At 45.1% G+C, this 19,860-nt stretch carries 22 protein-coding genes; 6 read left to right on the top strand and 16 right to left on the bottom strand.

Annotated elements, in window-relative coordinates; translation table 11 throughout:
• Positions 1-162: 162 nt before the first annotated feature.
• Together trmB and glsB are read left to right on the top strand one after the other, a co-directional pair.
• On the top strand, positions 163-882 hold the full coding sequence (gene trmB / locus QUF19_RS14770) for a tRNA (guanosine(46)-N7)-methyltransferase TrmB (protein ID WP_029222028.1): 720 nt from the start codon (positions 163-165) through the stop codon (positions 880-882).
• A gap of 188 nt (positions 883-1,070) precedes the next feature.
• Positions 1,071-1,991 (top strand): glutaminase B, encoded by a 921-nt coding sequence (gene glsB, locus QUF19_RS14765; protein ID WP_009847707.1) that lies wholly within the window; start codon positions 1,071-1,073, stop codon positions 1,989-1,991.
• A gap of 60 nt (positions 1,992-2,051) precedes the next feature.
• Here glsB and hemW read toward each other — a convergent pair whose 3' ends face one another.
• From hemW to QUF19_RS14730, 7 genes are all read right to left on the bottom strand, one after another.
• On the bottom strand, positions 2,052-3,239 hold the full coding sequence (gene hemW / locus QUF19_RS14760) for a radical SAM family heme chaperone HemW (RefSeq protein ID WP_286294780.1): 1,188 nt from the start codon (positions 3,237-3,239) through the stop codon (positions 2,052-2,054).
• The gene (locus QUF19_RS14755; protein ID WP_286294779.1) at positions 3,239-3,838 is read right to left on the bottom strand and encodes an XTP/dITP diphosphatase; all 600 of its coding nucleotides are present in this window, start codon (positions 3,836-3,838) and stop codon (positions 3,239-3,241) included. Before QUF19_RS14755 ends, hemW begins: the two co-directional genes overlap by 1 nt.
• A gap of 48 nt (positions 3,839-3,886) precedes the next feature.
• On the bottom strand, positions 3,887-4,318 hold the full coding sequence (locus tag QUF19_RS14750) for a DUF4426 domain-containing protein (protein WP_286294778.1): 432 nt from the start codon (positions 4,316-4,318) through the stop codon (positions 3,887-3,889).
• Positions 4,319-4,346: 28 nt separating this feature from the next.
• Positions 4,347-4,637, bottom strand: a complete 291-nt coding sequence (gene yggU / locus QUF19_RS14745; protein ID WP_017101445.1) for a DUF167 family protein YggU — start codon at positions 4,635-4,637, stop codon at positions 4,347-4,349.
• A 29-nt stretch (positions 4,638-4,666) separates the two neighbouring features.
• Entirely contained in the window at positions 4,667-5,224 is a 558-nt protein-coding gene (locus QUF19_RS14740; RefSeq protein ID WP_286294777.1) for a YggT family protein, read from the bottom strand.
• Positions 5,225-5,299: 75 nt separating this feature from the next.
• Entirely contained in the window at positions 5,300-6,118 is an 819-nt protein-coding gene (gene proC, locus QUF19_RS14735; protein WP_286294776.1) for a pyrroline-5-carboxylate reductase, read from the bottom strand.
• An 84-nt stretch (positions 6,119-6,202) separates the two neighbouring features.
• Positions 6,203-6,907 carry a YggS family pyridoxal phosphate-dependent enzyme gene (locus QUF19_RS14730; RefSeq protein WP_286294775.1) on the bottom strand — a complete coding sequence of 235 codons (705 nt, stop codon included), beginning with the start codon at positions 6,905-6,907 and terminating at the stop codon, positions 6,203-6,205.
• 26 nt (positions 6,908-6,933) lie between these two features.
• On the opposite strand from QUF19_RS14730, the gene QUF19_RS14725 reads away from it, so the two are divergent.
• Positions 6,934-7,971: a type IV pilus twitching motility protein PilT gene (locus QUF19_RS14725; protein ID WP_004735478.1), complete on the top strand. Its 1,038-nt coding sequence runs from the start codon at positions 6,934-6,936 to the stop codon at positions 7,969-7,971.
• Between the two features lie 14 nt (positions 7,972-7,985).
• On the top strand, positions 7,986-9,095 hold the full coding sequence (locus tag QUF19_RS14720; RefSeq protein WP_286294774.1) for a PilT/PilU family type 4a pilus ATPase: 1,110 nt from the start codon (positions 7,986-7,988) through the stop codon (positions 9,093-9,095).
• A gap of 83 nt (positions 9,096-9,178) precedes the next feature.
• Here the strand turns inward: QUF19_RS14720 and QUF19_RS14715 are convergent, their stop codons facing one another.
• The 9 genes from QUF19_RS14715 to metK all read right to left on the bottom strand — a co-directional run bounded on the left by QUF19_RS14715 (position 9,179) and on the right by metK (position 16,186).
• The gene (locus tag QUF19_RS14715) at positions 9,179-9,340 is read right to left on the bottom strand and encodes a hypothetical protein (protein WP_170960663.1); all 162 of its coding nucleotides are present in this window, start codon (positions 9,338-9,340) and stop codon (positions 9,179-9,181) included.
• A gap of 98 nt (positions 9,341-9,438) precedes the next feature.
• On the bottom strand, positions 9,439-9,861 hold the full coding sequence (gene ruvX / locus QUF19_RS14710) for a Holliday junction resolvase RuvX (RefSeq protein WP_004735480.1): 423 nt from the start codon (positions 9,859-9,861) through the stop codon (positions 9,439-9,441).
• 65 nt (positions 9,862-9,926) lie between these two features.
• Positions 9,927-10,490 carry a YqgE/AlgH family protein gene (locus QUF19_RS14705; protein WP_286294773.1) on the bottom strand — a complete coding sequence of 188 codons (564 nt, stop codon included), beginning with the start codon at positions 10,488-10,490 and terminating at the stop codon, positions 9,927-9,929.
• A gap of 116 nt (positions 10,491-10,606) precedes the next feature.
• Positions 10,607-11,557 carry a glutathione synthase gene (gene gshB / locus QUF19_RS14700; protein WP_004735482.1) on the bottom strand — a complete coding sequence of 317 codons (951 nt, stop codon included), beginning with the start codon at positions 11,555-11,557 and terminating at the stop codon, positions 10,607-10,609.
• 9 nt (positions 11,558-11,566) lie between these two features.
• Positions 11,567-12,298 carry a 16S rRNA (uracil(1498)-N(3))-methyltransferase gene (gene rsmE, locus QUF19_RS14695; RefSeq protein WP_286294772.1) on the bottom strand — a complete coding sequence of 244 codons (732 nt, stop codon included), beginning with the start codon at positions 12,296-12,298 and terminating at the stop codon, positions 11,567-11,569.
• Between the two features lie 159 nt (positions 12,299-12,457).
• Positions 12,458-13,189 (bottom strand): endonuclease, encoded by a 732-nt coding sequence (locus tag QUF19_RS14690; protein ID WP_065102938.1) that lies wholly within the window; start codon positions 13,187-13,189, stop codon positions 12,458-12,460.
• 97 nt (positions 13,190-13,286) lie between these two features.
• Positions 13,287-13,787, bottom strand: coding sequence for a SprT family zinc-dependent metalloprotease (locus tag QUF19_RS14685; RefSeq protein ID WP_012604825.1), 501 nt, complete (start codon positions 13,785-13,787; stop codon positions 13,287-13,289).
• Positions 13,788-13,865: 78 nt separating this feature from the next.
• Positions 13,866-14,663, bottom strand: coding sequence for a DUF2189 domain-containing protein (locus QUF19_RS14680; RefSeq protein WP_286294771.1), 798 nt, complete (start codon positions 14,661-14,663; stop codon positions 13,866-13,868).
• Positions 14,664-15,031: 368 nt separating this feature from the next.
• Positions 15,032-16,186 (bottom strand): methionine adenosyltransferase, encoded by a 1,155-nt coding sequence (gene metK / locus QUF19_RS14675; protein ID WP_192889429.1) that lies wholly within the window; start codon positions 16,184-16,186, stop codon positions 15,032-15,034.
• A gap of 377 nt (positions 16,187-16,563) precedes the next feature.
• On the opposite strand from metK, the gene tkt reads away from it, so the two are divergent.
• Complete coding sequence (gene tkt, locus QUF19_RS14670) at positions 16,564-18,558, top strand: transketolase (RefSeq protein WP_286294770.1); 1,995 nt, start codon at positions 16,564-16,566, stop codon at positions 18,556-18,558.
• A gap of 214 nt (positions 18,559-18,772) precedes the next feature.
• Positions 18,773-19,822: an erythrose-4-phosphate dehydrogenase gene (gene epd, locus QUF19_RS14665; protein WP_032501131.1), complete on the top strand. Its 1,050-nt coding sequence runs from the start codon at positions 18,773-18,775 to the stop codon at positions 19,820-19,822.
• The last annotated feature ends 38 nt before the right edge of the window (positions 19,823-19,860 follow it).

Raw genomic sequence — 19,860 nt, 5'->3', positions numbered from 1 at the left:
ATGCTCTATGCTTTGCTATTATTAGGAGTGAAATTGCACCACACTTACGGTTGGATGTAAAACAGACAAATTGTGTGGGAATTTATCCACGGAAAGACTTGCACCGGAGGCAATTCTTTGGATAATCCCCGCTTTGATTAATCAATGTGCAGGCAAAAATCAATGAGTGAAGTGACCACTAACGAATATACTGAAGACGGCAAACTGGTTCGTAAGATCCGTAGTTTTGTTCGCCGCGAAGGCCGCTTAACAAAAGGCCAAGAAAACGCGATGAACGAATGTTGGCCAACAATGGGTATCGACTACAACCCAGAACTTCTTAATTGGAAAGAAGTGTTTGGCAACGACAACCCTGTTGTACTAGAAATTGGCTTCGGTATGGGTGCATCACTGGTTGAAATGGCAAAGAATGCGCCTGAGAAAAACTTCTTAGGTATTGAAGTTCATAGCCCAGGTGTTGGTGCGTGTTTAGGTACAGCTCGCGATGCTGGCGTAACTAATCTGCGTGTAATGTGTCACGATGCAGTAGAAGTATTTGAACACATGATCCCAGACAGCAGCCTGCATACACTGCAACTGTTCTTCCCTGACCCATGGCATAAAGCTCGTCACCACAAACGTCGTATTGTTAAGGCTGAGTTTGCAGAGATGGTTCGCGGTAAGCTGCAACTTGATACTGGTATTTTCCACATGGCAACAGACTGGGAAAACTACGCAGAACACATGATTGAAGTGATGAACGTTGCTCCAGGCTTCAAGAATATCGCTGAAGATGGGGATTACATTCCTCGTCCAGACGAGCGTCCACTGACTAAGTTTGAAGCTCGTGGCCACCGTTTAGGTCATGGCGTTTGGGACATTAAGTTCAAGCGTACTAAGTAATTCTAAATCAAATTAAGTGAAGGTGAATCCGACTTAGGATTTAAACCCTACACTTTGTGGGATTGATTAAAGCCAACATTATTGTAATGTTGGCTTTTTTGTCCTTAGGCTTTTATTGCGATAAAGGTTTAAGGACAGAAAGTAATGTCACACCCCCTACAAAAATAACAATAAAGAAGTAAGCACACATGAAACCAACTCAAGCTATTTTGGCCGAGATTTTAGATGAAGTTCGCCCTTTAATTGGTCAGGGAAAGGTCGCAGATTATATTCCTGCATTGGCTCGTGTATCGAACCAGAAACTGGCGATTGCGGTATACACCAATGAAGGTGAAGTTATTCAAGCTGGCGATGCCGATGAAGCCTTTTCTGTGCAATCAATCTCTAAAGCTTTAAGCCTGACGTTGGCGATGGTGTTGTATAAGCCTGAAGAAATCTGGCAGCGAGTAGGGAAGGAGCCTTCAGGGCAAGCCTTTAACTCGATGATCCAGCTTGAGATGGAGCACGGCATTCCTCGTAACCCGTTTATTAATGCTGGCGCGATTGTCGTGGCCGACTTATTACAAAGCCGTCTATCAGCACCAAGACACCGTTTATTAGAATTTGTGCGTCAGTTATCAGGTGATACTCATATTGTGTATGACAAGGTTGTAGCTGCTTCTGAGATGATGCACAGCGATCGCAATGCTGCTATCGCTTATTTGATGCGTTCATTTGGTAACTTTGAGAACGATGTTATTCCCGTACTCAATAATTACTTCCATGCTTGTGCGCTTAAAATGACGTGTGTTGATTTGGCGAAAACCTTTAGCTATTTGGCAAACAAAGGCGTGTCGGTTCAGACTAAGAAAGAGATCATCACGCCAGTTCAAACCAAACAATTGAATGCCTTGCTTGCGACATGTGGTTTGTACGATGGAGCGGGAGAGTTTGCTTATCGTGTTGGTATGCCAGGAAAGTCTGGTGTCGGTGGCGGGATTATTGCGATTGTTCCTGGCGAAATGACGATCGCGGTGTGGTCTCCGGAACTAGACGCGTCGGGTAATTCACTGGCGGGAACTCAGGCTTTAGAATTGCTCTCTGAGCGTATTGGTCGTTCTATTTTCTAAGTTCTAAGCTCGCAAAAAAGCCTCTCGTGATGAGAGGCTTTATGCATTCTAGCGTTCGAACTATTCGTCTTCTTCAGCCATAAAGGCTTCAAGCAGATCATTTAGGAACAATTTTCCTTTTTCAGTGATCTGCCAATGGCTGTCGGTTTCATTAAGATAACCGAGCTCTTTGGCCCACTCTATCGTTGGCTGAATCGAATCAAACTCTAACCCTGTCGTATCAATGAAGTCTTGTTTTGGACATGCTTCCATTAGCCTGAAGCGGTTCATGAAGAACTCGAAAGGGCGGTCCTCATTAGGTACTTCCAGTTCATCCGACAGATAGGGCTTCACCAGATTCTGATACGCTGCTAGGTAGCCTCTAGGGTGTTTAACCTTAGTAGTGCGAACAATACGTCCATCTGCAAAGCTCAGCTTGCCATGAGAGCCACAGCCAATACCTAGGTAGTCACCAAAGCGCCAGTAGTTGAGATTATGCTGACACTGATATCCCGGCTTGCTGTAGCCTGAAATTTCGTACTGTACATAACCTGCGTCTGCGAGCTTCTTATGGCCTAAGTCGAAGATATCCCAAAGGTCATCATCGTCAGGTAGCTTTGGTGTTTTGTAATAGAACATGGTGTTAGGTTCTATTGTTAGCTGATACCAAGACAAATGTGGAGGATCGAGCTCGATCGCTTTGTCCAAATCAGCCAAGGCCTGATCAATGCTTTGATCCGGTAAGCCGTGCATTAGATCTAGGTTGAAGCTATTCAATCCAATCTTATGCGCTAAATGAGCCGCATTCACTGCTTCATCTTGACCATGAATACGGCCAAGCCTTTCCAGTTTCTCTTGCTCAAAACTTTGTACGCCTACCGAAATTCGAGTAATGCCTGCCTTTTGGTAACCTGCGAAACGTTCAGCCTCTATGGTGCCCGGGTTGGCTTCCATGGTGATTTCTATTTCAGGTTTGAACGGGATGCATTGTTCAATACCTTGCAGTAATCGACCTATTCCTTCTGGAGAAAATAGACTCGGCGTGCCGCCACCAATAAAGATCGAATGCAATGGGCGAGGTGCGCCATTGAGTTGGTATTTTTCGATATCGGTATCGAGATCCTCAAGCAGTGCATCGATGTACTCTTTTTCAGGAATCTCGGCTTTTAGAGCATGAGAGTTAAAATCACAATACGGACACTTTTGTACACACCATGGGATGTGGACATAGAGGCTTAGTGCGGGTGGTATTAGCGCTGCATTGTGCATTACAGAGCTTGCTCCTTGAGAGTCTTGAATAATGACGCGAGGGCTTTACCACGGTGTGACAGTTGCTTCTTACGTGACGATTCAAGCTCTGCTGAGGCGCAGTTATCTTCTGGTACAAAGAAGACAGGATCGTAGCCAAAGCCATTCTCACCGTGTTCTTCAATCAGAATGCGACCTTCCCATTTACCGTGACATACTAATGGAGTCGGATCGTTTTCGTGACGCATTAGTACCAATACACAGTGAAAACGAGCTGTGCGTTTTTCAACGTCGACACCTTGCATAGCATCTAACAGCTTTTCGATGTTCTGCTTATCAGTCGCCCCTTCACCTGAGTAACGCGCTGAGTAGATACCGGGTGCACCATTAAGGTAATCCACTTCTAAGCCAGAATCGTCAGCAATGGCTGGCAGCCCTGTTTCTTTCGCTGCATGGCGAGCTTTGATGATGGCATTTTCAATGAAAGTTGTTCCCGTTTCAGCGACTTCTGAAACGTTAAATTCACTTTGCGCGACAACGTCGAAACCAAACTCAGACAGAATATCTGCCATCTCGCGAACTTTGCCTTGGTTGCCTGTTGCTAAAACAATCTTACTCATGGGGATGTGGCTCTAATAAGTTAATGACTAGAAATGTGAGCTTTGAAGCTACTCTTCTATATAGAATTTTTGTGTGAAACGCAGTGGACCTGTGCCTTTCAAACCGGCGTTAACATCGATATTAAAAGTGATGTTCTCTTCGTGAGTGATAGGGAACTCAGCAAGGTAATAAATTGCATCACCTTCCTTTATTTCACGGAAGTTAAGCGTGCGAGTGTTACCTACTAGGTTTCGAGCTGTTCCCGTAACTTTAGCCGTTGTTGCAGGCTTGCCTAGAGAAGCGTTGTCTAGCACGCTGATGTTTAGAATCGCTGAGTATCCGTTTCGTTTCAGCTTATATTGCTTAGCGACCTGCGCAGTTAAAAATGTGGAATTGAAAGCCGAATAATGAACCTCGACATCCTTGATACTTTTAAACTGTCCTGCCGAACTTGGTAAGGCAACAAGAGCGGTGAGTAGTGCTGTTATCCATAAACGCATAATGACTCCAATAAATAGCAAAAAGCCATCATAGGATGGCTTTGACTTCAGTTGGGATTTGGCTTGGCGAGCATATTCGAACTTGCTTGTGCCTACCTAGCTCTCCCTTTTCTATCGTAATTTGCCCTTTAGCGACCTTAAATTGTTTCGCAAGGTATTTCGCTAAGTGAGCATTGGCTTTGCCATCAACCGGTGGTGCAGTAATGGCAATTTTCAGTTCCTCGCCGTGTAAGCCGACAATTTTATCTCGGCTTGCTTTGGGTTGGATATAGAGCCTAAGAAGAATATCGTCTTCCTCGGCCCAAACCGCTTTTGGCATCGTCAAAGTACCTGATGTTCGTACTTGAATTATAGCTGATACCAAATCGGGCCAATTAGGTCACCCATTAAGAAGTTCGCGAATTGCAGAACAATGAACAGAACAAGCACACTTAGGTCGAAGCCACCCATATCAGGAAGGATACGGCGAATTGGCGTTAGCATTGGTTCTGTTAACTGGTGGAATACGTACTCGATTGGGCTGCGACCTTGGCTAACCCAACTTAGGATTGCACGGATTAGCAGAACCCAGAAAATTAACCCACCAGCCGCTTTGAGCAGAGATAGTGCGCCAAAGATCAGGAAGCTGATATCAAATACAGCCGCACCGCCAGAGATAATCAAGTTTAGAGCGACAAACTTAAGTACACACAGCACATAAGCGAAAACAACAGTCGCAAGGTCAAGGCTGCCTATTGATGGAATCACTCGGCGTAGTGGGGCAACAACCGGTTGTGTCGCTTTTACGATAAATTGTGAGAATGGGTTGTAGAAATCTGCACGTGATGCTTGTAGCCAGATACGCAAGATCACAACCATGATGTAAAGATCAAAAACGGTCGAGATCAGAAAGCTCATCGAATTCATATTGTTTCCTTTTTCGGATTTACTTGCCGCTAGGTATAACCTGAACGGCACAATGCTTTTGTACTGTAACGAGTATTAAAACAGTTTTTCCATCTCTTCAGCTCGAGCAACCGCCGCTTGCATGGCTTTGGCTACGATGTCTGATAGTTGATGGTCGTTAAACGTGCGCAATGCTTCTGCGGTCGTTCCGCCTTTTGAAGTCACTTGCTCACGCAGTGTTGATAATTCAGTTTTTGGATTTGCTACCACCATCTCTGCCGCGCCTAATGCAGACTGCTGCACTAACTTACGAGCGGTTTCTTGGTCAAAACCTTGGTTAATTGCTTCAGCTTGCATCGCTTCCATAAACAAGAAGAAGTAAGCCGGAGCACTGCCCGCCGCTGCAATGATATTGTTGATGCCAGACTCTTGTTCAACCCAGCTTACCTCACCTACGGCTTGCATTAGCTGAGAAGCGAACTCTTTATCGCCCTGACTAACCGTTGAGTCAGCATAAAGGCCGCTCATCCCCTTACCAAGCAGTGAGGGCGTGTTTGGCATAACTCGTACAAGGTTCAGTTGGCAGTTTAACATCTCATTGAGTCGATTCGCATTAATACCCGCAGCAATTGAGATAACCAGTTTGTTGCTAAAGTCGATGCTTTGTAAGGGTTTACATACATCAGCCATCATTTGTGGCTTCACTGATAATACAACAACGTCTGCTTGCTCAGCTGCGGCAATATTATCGCTGGTGGTATTGATGCCGTATTCTTGCTCTAACGGCAGCCTTCTGGTGTCTGAAGGCGCTGTTGCAGTAACCTTTTGCGCTGGGTAACCACTCGCCACTAAGCCCGCTACAATTGAGCGAACCATATTTCCCGCCCCAATAAAGGCGATGTTCTTATGTTCCATATATAAAATCCTGAGCGTGTCGCTGCGCAGTTAAAGCGAAGCGGTATCAATACTTATCGTCGACTTTTGGTCGCTGACTATTTGCTATTTCGCGTAATCACGAGCACCGAAAATAGCCGTTCCAATACGAACCATGGTGCTACCAGCCTCAACTGCTGCATCCATATCACCACTCATACCCATCGAAAGGGTATCGATGTTTGGATACTTCGCGGCTAGCTTGTCTTTAAGCTCTGCCAGTTGCGAAAATGCATTAAGCTGTGATTGATAGTCAGATACGTTTGCAGGAATCGACATCAATCCTCTTAAGGTGAGGTTCGGAAGCGACGAAATCAACTCCGCGAGTGCAAAAACTGTCTCTTCTGACGTTCCTGATTTCGAATCTTCACCACTGGTGTTCACTTGAATGAGTACTTGTAGAGGTGGAAGCTCGTTTGGTCGCTGATCATTAAGCCTTTGCGCGATTTTATCGCGATCGACAGAATGCACCCACTGGAAGCTTTCTGCGATAGGGCGGGTTTTATTGGATTGAATTGGGCCAATAAAATGCCATTCTAAATTTAGGTTAGAATGTTGTTCTGAAAAGTGTTTTACTTTATCGACACCTTCTTGAACATAGTTTTCACCAAAGGCAACTTGGCCTCCGAGTGCGGCTTCTAGAATCGCATCAATAGGTTTAGTTTTACTGACGGCTAAAAGTTGCACGGACTCTGGAGCTCGTCCGCACTTTTGCTCAGCACTACGAATCTGTGAGGTGATTTGTTCGATATTTTGTTGAATACTACTCATAGCTGACTTTACTTAAGGGAAAATAAATGGATATCACTGAGTTACTAGATTTTAGTGTAAAGCATAACGCGTCAGATCTACATCTTTCTGCGGGTGTATCTCCAATGGTACGTATAGATGGTGAAGTAAGGAAGCTTGGAATACCAGCTTTGAGTCATGCTGATGTGCATCGTTTGGTTTTTGAGATCATGAGTGATTCACAACGCGGTGAGTTCGAGGAAAAACTGGAAGTCGACTTCTCTTTTGAATTACCCAACGTTGGTCGTTTCCGTGTTAATGCTTTTAACCAATCTCGTGGCTGCTCTGCTGTATTTCGTACCATTCCAGTCGAGATTCCTACCCTTGAACAGCTAGGGGCTCCTGAGATCTTTGAAAGAATATCTAATTACGAAAAAGGTTTAGTCTTGGTCACAGGGCCGACTGGGTCAGGTAAGTCGACAACTTTGGCAGCGATGGTGGATTACGTTAACCGTAACCATAATAAGCATATATTGACGATTGAAGATCCGATCGAATTTGTTCATACCAACAACAAATGCCTAATCAACCAACGAGAAGTACACCGCGATACTCACAGCTTCAAAGCGGCGTTGCGTAGTGCGTTACGTGAAGATCCAGACGTAATCCTTGTTGGTGAGCTTCGTGACCAAGAGACGATCAGCTTAGCGTTAACCGCAGCAGAAACAGGCCACTTAGTGTTTGGTACCTTGCACACGAGCTCTGCGGCAAAAACCATAGACCGTATTATCGATGTATTCCCGGGTAGCGACAAAGACATGGTGCGTTCAATGTTGTCTGAATCGTTACGTTCGGTGATTGCCCAGAAGCTGTTAAAGCGTGTTGGTGGCGGTCGTGTGGCTTGTCATGAAATCATGATGGCGACACCTGCGATTAGAAACTTGATCCGTGAAGACAAGGTCGCGCAGATGTATTCGATAATTCAAACGGGCGCGGCACATGGTATGCAGACCATGGAGCAAAATGCGAAGCAGCTGATGGCTCAAGGCTTGGTTGATTCAGAAGAGGTCGAGAAAAAGATCGAAATTGAAACCTCAATGTTTTAATCAAGGTGAACAAAATGGAATTGAATCAAATTCTTGAGGGGATGCTATCTCAAAAAGCGTCGGATCTTTATATCACTGTCGATGCGCCTATTTTATTTCGTGTCGATGGTGAACTGCGACCTCAAGGCGAGAAATTGAATGCGGCTCAAGTCGGACAGTTGCTTGACGCGATGATGGATCAAGACCGACGTGATGAATATCAGCAAACGCGTGAGGCTAATTTTGCCATAGTGCGTGATTTTGGTCGTTTTCGAGTGAGTGCGTTTTTTCAGCGAGAGCTACCAGGAGCGGTCATTCGTCGTATCGAAACTAACATCCCAACCTTTGAGCAATTAAAGCTTCCTGATGTACTGCAAGACCTTTCAATCGCAAAGCGTGGACTTGTGCTGGTGGTTGGGGCGACGGGTTCTGGTAAATCGACTTCAATGGCTGCAATGACGGGTTATCGAAATACTAACCGCTCGGGGCATATCTTGACGGTTGAAGACCCAATTGAATTTGTTCACGAACATAAAAAGTGCATCGTGACTCAACGTGAGGTTGGGCTCGACACCGAGAGTTATGAAGTTGCGCTTAAGAACTCTTTGCGCCAAGCTCCTGATATGATCTTGATTGGCGAAATCCGTAGCCGTGAAACCATGGAATATGCGATGACCTTTGCTGAAACGGGTCATTTGTGTATGGCAACCTTGCACGCCAATAACGCTAACCAAGCGTTAGAACGTATTCTCCACTTGGTGCCTAAAGAGCAGAAAGAACAGTTCTTGTTTGATTTGTCGATGAACCTGCGTGGTGTGGTCGCTCAGCAATTAATCCGAGATAAGAATGGTAGCGGTCGTCATGGTGTGTTTGAGATTCTACTCAACAGCCCACGAGTGTCTGACTTGATTCGCCGTGGTGAGTTACATGAGCTAAAAGCAACCATGGCGAAATCGAAAGAGATTGGGATGCAGACCTTTGACCAAGCTTTGTATGATTTGGTCGTTGCTGGCAAGATTAGCGAAGAAGATGCGTTCCACAGTGCAGATTCAGCCAATGACTTGCGCTTAATGCTAAAAACCAGACGTGGTGATGATGACTACGGGACTGGCGCTTTGGCTGGTGTGAAGATAGATATGGAGTAGATTCAGTGCTTAGTGCTTAGTGCTTAATCTTAAAACCAATAAAAAACCCGCTCTAGAAGCGGGTTTTTTGTGAAGCGAGTAAATTAGTGATTTGCAAAGCTGTTGTTATCGTTCGAGTAACCGCGTTCTTTTTCTAATTTAATTTTAGTCGGATATTGTTCGCCAGTGTAACCCGCTGAACCACCACCCATTGAACTACATGCTGATATTGCTAGAGCGGCGAAGATTGCTAGAAAAATTTTCATGTGAACTCCCACGTTCTTATTTTGAATTGCATCGACATTACGATGTGAAATTCGAGTGGGATCACAAGTTAGCTTACATTTTGCTCACTTATTTTTCGTTATGAATATTGTGCTTCAAACCAGCTCTCTAAAATGACGACTGCAGACTGGTTATCGACATTACCTTTGCTTAGCGCTTTATAGCCACCCATTTCAAAAAGGTCGGCCCTTGCTTCTGTAGTAGAAAGTCTTTCATCATGCAGTTCAACATCCACACCAAAGCGTCCTTTAAGACGGTTAGCGAACTTCTTCGCTCTGGGTGTAATGGCTGCTAGATCTTTACCATGAAGGTCGGTAGGAAGGCCAACCACAATAAGATTTGGCTGCCATTCCTTAATTTGCTTCTCGATATCGTCCCAGTTTGGGATGCCATCTTTCGCTTTAAAGGCTTTTAAAGGGCTTGCTGTACCTGTGATTTCTTGTCCTATCGCACTGCCGATACTTTTTGTACCGTAGTCAAATGCCATAATTGTTCGTGACATGGGGCTTCCAAATTAATCTGTGTTTGAGAGTGTCTGTTTATTCTATTGAGCTGAGTCGGGCTAGGCTAGGCGTGGCCAGCGTCCGCTGAAAGCTGAGCCGCATTGATGCCTAACATTTGAACGGCGACTTTCCAGCGATCCGAAATTGGCGTGTCGAAGATAACCTTTGGATCGGCCTCAACGGTTAGCCATGAGTTTTCAGTCAGCTCGGTTTCCAGTTGTCCTGGTTCCCATCCGGCATAACCAAGCGCGACCAGATAATGCATAGGTTCATCTTCTGTCCCTAACACCATTAGAATATCTTTCGAGGTTGTTACCGAGATTTGATCCGTCATGTTGATGCTGGATTGATAACTGCCTTTGGGTTTGTGCAAAATAAACCCACGGTCTTCTGCGACTGGCCCACCATTAAGTACTGGCTTATCAAGGCTTGCTTGGTTGGGTTTCGGCTGTTCAGAATCAACCTCAACTTGCTTAAGCATGCTGCCGACAGTGACATCGATAGGAGCGTTGATCATTAAACCCATCGCACCTGCGTCATTGTGCTCACAAAGATAGATCACCGAATTTTGAAAGTATGGATCTTTCATTCCGGGCATAGCGACCAGAAAGTGGTTCGTTAAATTCATAGAGCCTCCTGCCAGTGTGTTCCCAGTAAAGGAAAAAGAGCGGCGTAAAGCCGCTCATTGTTCTTTGCCTAGATATTTTTGTGCTTTCGAATAGCTAAGGCTTTCTTTAGTTTAGGCTATTTAGCGTTAACGCGACGCTCGATTGCATCCATTAATTTGCCCGTTACCGAAATATCAAAAGCAGCTTCAATTTCACGGATACAAGTAGGGCTTGTCACGTTGATTTCAGTCAGCTTGTCGCCGATAACATCAAGTCCGACAAAGATTAAGCCTTTCTCTTTTAGTGCAGGTGCAACCGCTCTTGCGATAGCCCAATCGGTTTCACTTAGCGGACGAGCTTCACCTGTACCACCAGCAGCAAGGTTACCTCGAGTTTCCCCTTTAGCAGGAATACGCGCTAGGCAGTAAGGCATTGGTTCACCATCAACCACAAGAATACGCTTATCACCATTGCTGATGTCTGGTACAAAGGTTTGTGCCATTGCGTAGTTTTGACCGTGGTTGGTCAAGGTTTCAATAATAACTGATACGTTTGGATCGCCTTCTTTCACTCGGAAGATAGACGCGCCGCCCATGCCATCAAGTGGCTTTAGAATCACGTCACCGTGTTCTTCTCGGAACGCTTTAATCTTTTCAGCTTTACGAGTCACGATGGTGGTCGGCGTCAGTTCTGGGAACCAAGCCGTGAATAGCTTCTCGTTACAGTCACGTAAGCTTTGTGGCTTGTTTACGATCAGTGCGCCGTTCTCTTCAGCACGCTCAAGAATATAAGTCGCGTAGATGTACTCAGTATCAAACGGAGGATCTTTACGCATCAATACAGCATCTAAATCGGATAGCGCGATAGTCTGTTCTGATTTGAACTCGTACCAACCGTTTGGATCTTCTTTTAGTTCAACAACCTTAGTGTCAGCAATGGCTACGCCTTGATCTAAATGTAGATCATCCATTTCCATGTAATGGATTTCGTAACCACGACGCTGAGCTTCAAGCATCATGGCAAAGCTAGAGTCTTTTTTGATGTTAATGGATGAAATTGGATCCATTACGATGCCAAGTTTGATCATTTTTTTCTCCTAGCCTAGATCGCCAAAACGGACTTGTAAGGCAGTAATTGCGGTTAGAGCTGCTGTCTCGGTACGAAGTACACGTGGGCCGAGTAGCGTCTCTTCAAATTTGTATTGTTCTGTCATGCCGATTTCTTCAGCTGACAGTCCGCCTTCAGGACCGATCAATAGGCGCACCTTACTGATGGGTTCTGGAAGGGTGTTAATTGAGTATTTTGCACGAGGATGCAGGTTTAGCTTTAACGCTTCACTCGGTTCGCTGCACCACTCTTCAAGTTGCATGATTGGGCGAATAACTGGAACCGTATTACGGCCAGACTGTTCACATGCTGCGATAGCAATCTTTTGCCACTGCGCGAGCTTTTTCTCGAAGCGTTTAGTATCAAGCTTAACGCCACAGCGCTCTGAAATCAGTGGGGTAATGGTATTCACACCAAGCTCAACCGATTTCTGAATCGTGAATTCCATTTTGTCGCCACGTGAAATTACTTGGCCTAAATGTAAGTCTAACGGAGATTCGCTGCTATGCTCGATACGTTCAGTAACATTAACTGTGACGTTCTTTTTTGATACTTCAGCAATTGTCGCAGGGAATTCAGCGCCACTGCCATCAAATAGAAGAACATCTTGACCTTCTTTCATACGAAGGACTCGACCAACATGACCCGCGGCATCTTCGCCTAAAGCGAGTGAACCTAACTGATGAATGCGTTCTGGGTGATGGATACGAGGGATTCTCATGCTGGTAAACCTATAAATAGTGTCATTTGGGTATTTTGTCTCTGCCTAACATGGATGCTTTTAGTTGAAAAAACAAGGGTAGAGCAAGAGTTTCAGGGGCAATTCTGAAACTCTTGTTTGAGATGGAGGCAATTGGAGATGTTGGTTGCCTGCGTCGTGTTATTTACAAGCAGGGAAAACAAATGGGTTGTGATTACCTTGGATCGCATAGATTCGCTCATCACGAGTACATTCCCACTTATCGACAGGGAATTGCTTGTTCCACGCCATCATTAGGTTAGTCTGCTGCTTAGATAGCTTGAAACCATATTCTTGGCTCATGTAAAGATAAGTACGCGCGATAGAACCTTTTGCTCTGTCTGGCGGCATCACTTTACGCTGTTTGAAGTTGACCTGCATTTCACACTGACCGTAGCTCACGCCATCCATTCCATTCCACTGACTGAAATTGTAATTGGAGCGATCACCGTTAACCTCGCCAATAGCCGGAGTCAGGTTGTGAAGATCGGCTTCCATCGATTTGAATATTTTGTCATTGCGAGTGCAGTTCTTACGTCCGCCATCTTGCCAACACTGACGCTGGTGGCCAAATTGCCAAGCTGGAACCACGTGTTCCCACTCAATACGGGAAGCGCGTTTTTGCTGTTTTCTCACTTGATAACCACAGCCATCGAGGTCGGGGATACCTTTCTTTTTGTCTTTCCAAGTAATGTCACAACCACAATAAAATGAAGTCGGGTGATCGAGATAAATCTTCACGGCTTCTTTTTTTGCTTTGGAGAAGGAGCTTGGTGGAGCGGCGAAAACGCTTTGGGTTACCAGTAGGCCAAATACTATTGATAGGTAAAAGGACACCGACAGGCCAAATACTTTTGGAGTGGTTTTTTGCATAGAGAAAGACTGATGAAAGTATGATAAACAACAGTCTAGCACTCAAATGTTAGTTCTCTCTATTACATTTATTCGCGTTACCTTGTGAGCTTAAGACTTAGCTCAATTGAAGGCCGGTAAAAGCTAAGGTTTGCTGGCATTGTTGGCAACGATAAGTTGATTGGTTGCGGATGACTTTGTTGTGTCTTCTAATCGACAGGGGATAAGTAGTGCAATCACAGCGGTACTCAAAGGTTTTTCCTTGCACTGAGGTGATCTCCAAGCTGTGGGTGGTTCTGGCCGGTACATTGAATACCTTTTCCATGACGTATTTCCACTCATTCCCGTGAGGTCTCACTCGTCCGAATACCTGATGTGTGATCAGATGTGCGAGTTCATGAGGCACGACTTCGTTAATAAAGGCGTCTTCATTTTCGCTGAATAGCACTTGATTGAGTTTTATCTCGTTTAACTGGAGGTAGGCTTTTCCTGCTGCCTTTCCTCTTAACTTGTAAGTGACGGTTGGGCATGGAAATTCACGAGAAAAATGTTGATTAGCAATAGCTAGGCATTCGCCCAGTTTTTTATTTACTCGATGTTGTTGCGGGGTGTAAGACAAGCGTTGTTAACTCCAAAAAAAGCCTCAGCGTTTAAGCTAAGGCCTCATCATAACATTGCTCATCGATCGTGAAACGATTTAAACGTGATGTTTCTTTTTGATGACTTCGTGGTAAGCATGCCATGTTCCGTAACCAAGTAATGGCATCGTTACAATCATACCCACACCGTAGGTCGCGAAGCCGACTAAGATACCTGTACCAATGATACCAGCCCAAACGACCATCGCAGGGATGTTCGATTTAACGGCGTTGAAGCTAGTAAAGATGGCGCTCATCACATCAACACGTCTTTCCATCATCAATGGAATCGAAAATGCTGAGATGCTGAATATGAGACTCGCGATAACTAATCCAATCACCGAACCAGTAATAAGGAATGGCGCAAACTCGCTTAATGGTGCGCCTTGTACGGAAGGGTAGAGTGCATGCAATAACGCAGCAATCCTCATCCAAAATATCATTGCCACCATCAACACAATCGCAAAAGCCCATTGGTGCGTGGAGTTGCGAGTAATCGCCTTCATTGAGTGGAACAAACTTGGTGAATGTCCTTTCTCTCTTTCCCAGCTCGCATCGTATAAACCCAAAGCAAGGAATGGTCCTATCAACATATAGACTATCAAGCTTGGCATGACGACTAGGTGTGTTCCTTGCCATTGCACTAGTTGCACGATGGCGATGGCCGCGGCCATGAAGCACAATCCGTAAAATGCGCTGATTATTGGCATTCTCACTAAGTCATGTAGTGCAAGCGATAACCAATGGAAAGGGGCGGATATGCTTACTTGGTTACAAGGAATGGTGCGAGCGTAATCCTGATCGCTGACCTTGTGTTTCTTATCGTTCAGTTCGGATGGGTGTACAGTACGAGGCATATATCCCCCTAGTTAAATAACGTCCTAGTTATAGTTCCATAAGGCTCATCGGTGTGGCTTTTGTGAGAGTTATGGTGTTGAGCTAAATTGCTCTTTTTCGTCCCAGTTATTGTTCTAGCGTGCATTTAACGAGAGCTATCAGACTGAATTACTTTGAGTTAAATGTGAGCTTGATCGCCTAGGAGTTACCTTAACTATTGTCAGTAGTGTTCGAAAACACAAATTATCGGCGGGTTTTTATACTAAGTGGTTAACGGTAAAGGCGTCTTTTGAAAGGTGGATAGATTAGCGTGGGAGAGGTAAGTACATAAAAATAAAGCCCTTACTAACAAGTAAGGGCTTTAAAGAAGTGATTTGCTTTGGCTAAATTATTTTAGGCCAGCAAAGTCTGCAAGCATTGCTGCTTTGTCAGTCGCTTCCCAAGGGAACTCTTCACGACCGAAGTGACCGTATGCTGCAGTCTGCTTGTAGATAGGTTGAAGAAGGTTCAGCATCTCTTGAAGACCGTATGGACGTAGGTCGAAGTTTTGACGAACGGCTTCAATGATGATTTCGTGAGCTACTTTCTCAGTACCAAACGTTTCAACCATGATAGATGTTGGATCTGCAACACCGATAGCGTAAGACAGTTGAATCTCACAACGGTCAGCCATGCCAGCAGCAACGATGTTTTTCGCAACGTAACGAGCTGCGTAAGCTGCAGAACGGTCAACTTTTGATGGATCTTTACCAGAGAATGCACCGCCACCGTGACGAGCTGCGCCGCCGTAGGTATCAACGATGATCTTACGACCAGTTAGACCACAGTCACCCATTGGGCCACCGATTACAAAACGGCCTGTTGGGTTGATGAAGAAGTTAGTGTCTTTGTTGATCCACTCTGAAGGAAGTACTGGCTTGATGATCTCTTCCATTACCGCTTCACGTAGGTCAGGTGTTGTTACTGAATCACAGTGTTGAGTCGAAAGAACAACAGCATCGATACCAACGATCTTACCTTGGTCGTATTGGAACGTAACTTGAGATTTCGCATCTGGGCGAAGGAAGTCAAGTTTGCCGCTCTTACGTACTTCAGCTTGCTTCTTAACAAGAAGGTGAGAGTAAGTAATTGGAGCTGGCATTAGGATTGGTGTTTCGTTAGTCGCGTAACCAAACATGATACCTTGGTCGCCTGCGCCTTGATCTTTAGGATCAGCTTTATCAACACCTTGGTTGATGTCTGGAGACTGCTTACCAATTGTGTTTAGTACAGCACAAGAGTCAGCGTCAAAGCCCATATCAGAATGAACGTAACCAATTTCACGAACTGTTTCACGAGTGATTTCTTCGATATCAACCCATGCAGACGTTGTTACTTCACCGCCAACCATAACCATGCCGGTTTTTACGTAAGTCTCACAAGCAACACGTGCTTTTGGATCTTGTTCCAAGATGGCATCAAGAACAGCATCAGAGATTTGGTCTGCAATTTTATCTGGATGGCCTTCTGAAACAGATTCAGAAGTGAATAGGTGCTTAGCCATGAGAGCTCCACTTTTAGTTTAGTTTTTAGTTGCAAATAGTTAAATGCAAATAATTTCAGGCGTCGCAAGCTAGGAAGCGCCGCCATTAAATACAGTATATTTTGTAGGTGTTTCTACATCTAGACGGCTATTCTAAATTCCAGCGGTCGAATTACAAGCTCTTTTTTATGATATGTCATAACTAAACGTTTGCGTATCGGTCGAGATAAGGCATTCCTAAGTGATGTAAATGTTCGAAAATTGCGAAAAATGACCGTTAAAATGCCAGTAAAACGTTTGCAGTCGCTAAAGTCGTTTGAGAGAATACCCGCGCTAATAAAAATGAAAATTTTAGCATCAATCTCTTTTTTAAATCGCTTATGTACTCAGGAGCAGACATGCCTTCTCGTAAAGATCTAGCCAATGCAATTCGCGCACTTAGCATGGATGGCGTTCAACAAGCAAATTCAGGCCACCCTGGCGCACCTATGGGTATGGCTGACATCGCTGAAGTTCTTTGGCGTGGTCACTTGAACCACAACCCAGCAAACCCAGAGTGGGCTGACCGCGACCGTTTTATTCTGTCTAACGGCCATGGTTCAATGTTGATTTACTCTCTGCTTCATCTTGCAGGTTACGAGCTTTCAATTGAAGACCTTAAGAACTTCCGTCAACTGCACTCTAAGACTCCTGGTCACCCAGAGTACGGTTACGCTCCTGGTATCGAAACGACTACTGGTCCTCTAGGTCAAGGCATCACTAACGCTGTTGGTATGGCGATGGCTGAGAAAGCATTGGCTGCACAGTTCAACAAAGAAGGCCACGACATCGTCGATCACTTCACTTATGCATTCATGGGTGATGGTTGTCTGATGGAAGGTATCTCTCACGAAGCATGTTCTCTAGCGGGTACGCTAGGTCTTGGTAAGTTGGTTGCTTTCTGGGATGACAACGGCATCTCTATCGATGGCGAAGTTGAAGGTTGGTTCTCTGACGATACACCTAAGCGTTTTGAAGCTTACGGCTGGCATGTAATTCCAGCGGTTGATGGTCATGACGCTGACGCTATCAATGCTGCTATTGAAGCGGCTAAAGCGGATCCTCGTCCAACACTTATCTGTACTAAAACTATCATCGGTTTTGGTTCTCCAAACAAAGCGGGTACGCACGACTGTCATGGTGCTCCACTAGGCGCTGATGAAATCACAGCAACTAAAGCGGCACTTGGTTGGGAACACGGTCCTTTCGAAATCCCAGCTGATATTGCAGCTGAGTGGAATGCGAAAGAAGCGGGCGCAGCGAAAGAAGCGGCTTGGAATGCTAAGTTTGACGCATACGCAGCCGCTCACCCAGAGCTAGCAGCAGAGTTTAAACGTCGTACTAACGGCGAACTTCCAGCTGAGTGGGAAGAGAAAGCAAACGCAATCATTGCTGATCTTCAAGCTAACCCTGCAAACATCGCATCACGTAAAGCATCTCAAAATGCTCTAGAAGCGTTCGGTGCTATGCTACCTGAATTCATGGGCGGTTCTGCTGACCTTGCGCCTTCTAACCTGACTATGTGGTCTGGTTCTAAGTCTCTTGAAGCAAATGACTTCTCTGGTAACTACATCCACTACGGTGTACGTGAATTCGGTATGACGGCTATCATGAACGGTATCGCTCTGCACGGTGGTTTCGTACCATACGGCGCAACGTTCCTAATGTTCATGGAATACGCGCGTAACGCAATGCGTATGGCTGCTCTGATGAAAATTCAGAACATCCAAGTTTACACGCACGATTCTATCGGCCTAGGCGAAGATGGTCCGACTCACCAACCGGTTGAGCAGATCGCTTCTCTACGTCTGACCCCAAACATGAGCACATGGCGTCCATGTGACCAAGTTGAGTCTGCTGTTGCTTGGAAACTGGCAATCGAACGCAAAGATGGTCCTTCTGCACTTATCTTCTCTCGTCAAAACCTTGCACAACAAGATCGTGATGCAGAGCAAGTGGCAAACATCGCTAAGGGTGGTTACACCCTGAAAGATTGCGAAGGCAAACCAGAGCTTATCCTTATCGCGACGGGTTCTGAAGTTGAACTAGCGGTTAGCGCTGCTGCTGAACTAACAGCTGAAGGCAAGAAAGTACGCGTAGTATCGATGCCTGCAACTGACGCGTTTGATAAGCAAGACGCTGAATACCGTGAGTCTGTACTTCCAGCTGACGTAACAGTACGTATTGCTGTAGAAGCTGGCATCGCTGACTTCTGGTACAAGTACGTTGGTTTCGGTGGCAAGATCATCGGTATGACAACGTTCGGCGAATCTGCACCAGCAGGCGAGCTATTCAAGATGTTCGGTTTCACTACTGAAAACGTAGTAAACACAGCGAAAGAACTTCTTGCTTAATCATTAACTGATGGCCTTGTGCTAACAGTGAAGTGAAAGAAAAACCGAGCGCTGAGCTCGGTTTTTTTGTATCTAGGATTTGTTTTCTCCTAGACTCATCTTTATACGCAGCAGATCAATCTGTCCTAAGTAGGCTGAGTTATTCAAGTAATGCCTTTTAGGTAGGATTCAGTTATCATCTGTTGCACGAAATTTTGGTTAGATGTACGGAACTATGCTAAAAGTCGCGATAAACGGATTTGGACGAATAGGGCGTAATGTATTGCGCGCTGTCTATGAAAGTGGCAAAAGCCAACAAATCAAAGTAGTAGCTGTCAATGAGCTTGCTCAGCCTGACGCTATGGCTCACCTATTGCAATACGACACCAGTCACGGCCGCTTCGGCAAGAAAATCTCTAACGATCAAGAGCACATCTATGTTCATCATGGTATTGGTGCTGAAGATAAAGGAGAGTTCGATACTATTCGTATCTTACATCTTGCTGATATTGAGTTGTTGCCTTGGCGTGACCTAGAAGTGGATATCGTCCTTGATTGTACTGGCGTTTACGGTTGCCGTGATGACGGCCTAGCGCACATTGCTGCTGGGGCGAAAAAGGTGCTGTTTTCACATCCTGGTGCTAACGATCTGGATAACACCATTATTTACGGTGTGAATCACGACACTATCACAGCTGACCATCGAATCGTTTCCAACGGTTCATGCACGACTAACTGTATTGTCCCTATCATCAAGGTGCTTGATGATGCCTTTGGTATTGAGTCCGGTACGATTACGACCATTCACTCTTCTATGAATGACCAGCAAGTGATCGATGCGTACCACAGCGACCTACGTCGAACTCGAGCAGCAAGCCAATCAATCATTCCTGTTGATACCAAGTTGCATAAAGGTATTGAAAGAATCTTCCCGAAATTTTCTAACAAATTTGAAGCGATATCTGTGCGTGTGCCAACGGTAAACGTCACTGCGATGGATTTAAGTGTCACAATTAATGCAAATGTGAAAGTTAATGACGTAAATCAAACCATTGTTAATGCATCCCAGTGTACATTACACAATATAGTTGACTATACTGAAGCGCCGCTCGTTTCCATCGATTTTAATCACGATCCCCATAGCGCAATTGTTGATGGTTCACAAACTCGAGTGAGCAACGGCCACTTAGTCAAAATGCTGGTGTGGTGCGACAATGAATGGGGCTTTGCAAACCGAATGCTGGATACGGTTCTTGCAATGGAAGCTTCTGAAGGCAAGAAGTAAGACCTAGAAGCAAATGTGTGGATTATTTATTTTTTAGC

The organism is Vibrio sp. FE10 (assembly GCF_030297155.1).
GTDB lineage: Bacteria > Pseudomonadota > Gammaproteobacteria > Enterobacterales > Vibrionaceae > Vibrio > Vibrio apostichopi.
This window is presented reverse-complemented; position numbering and strand designations above follow the sequence as displayed.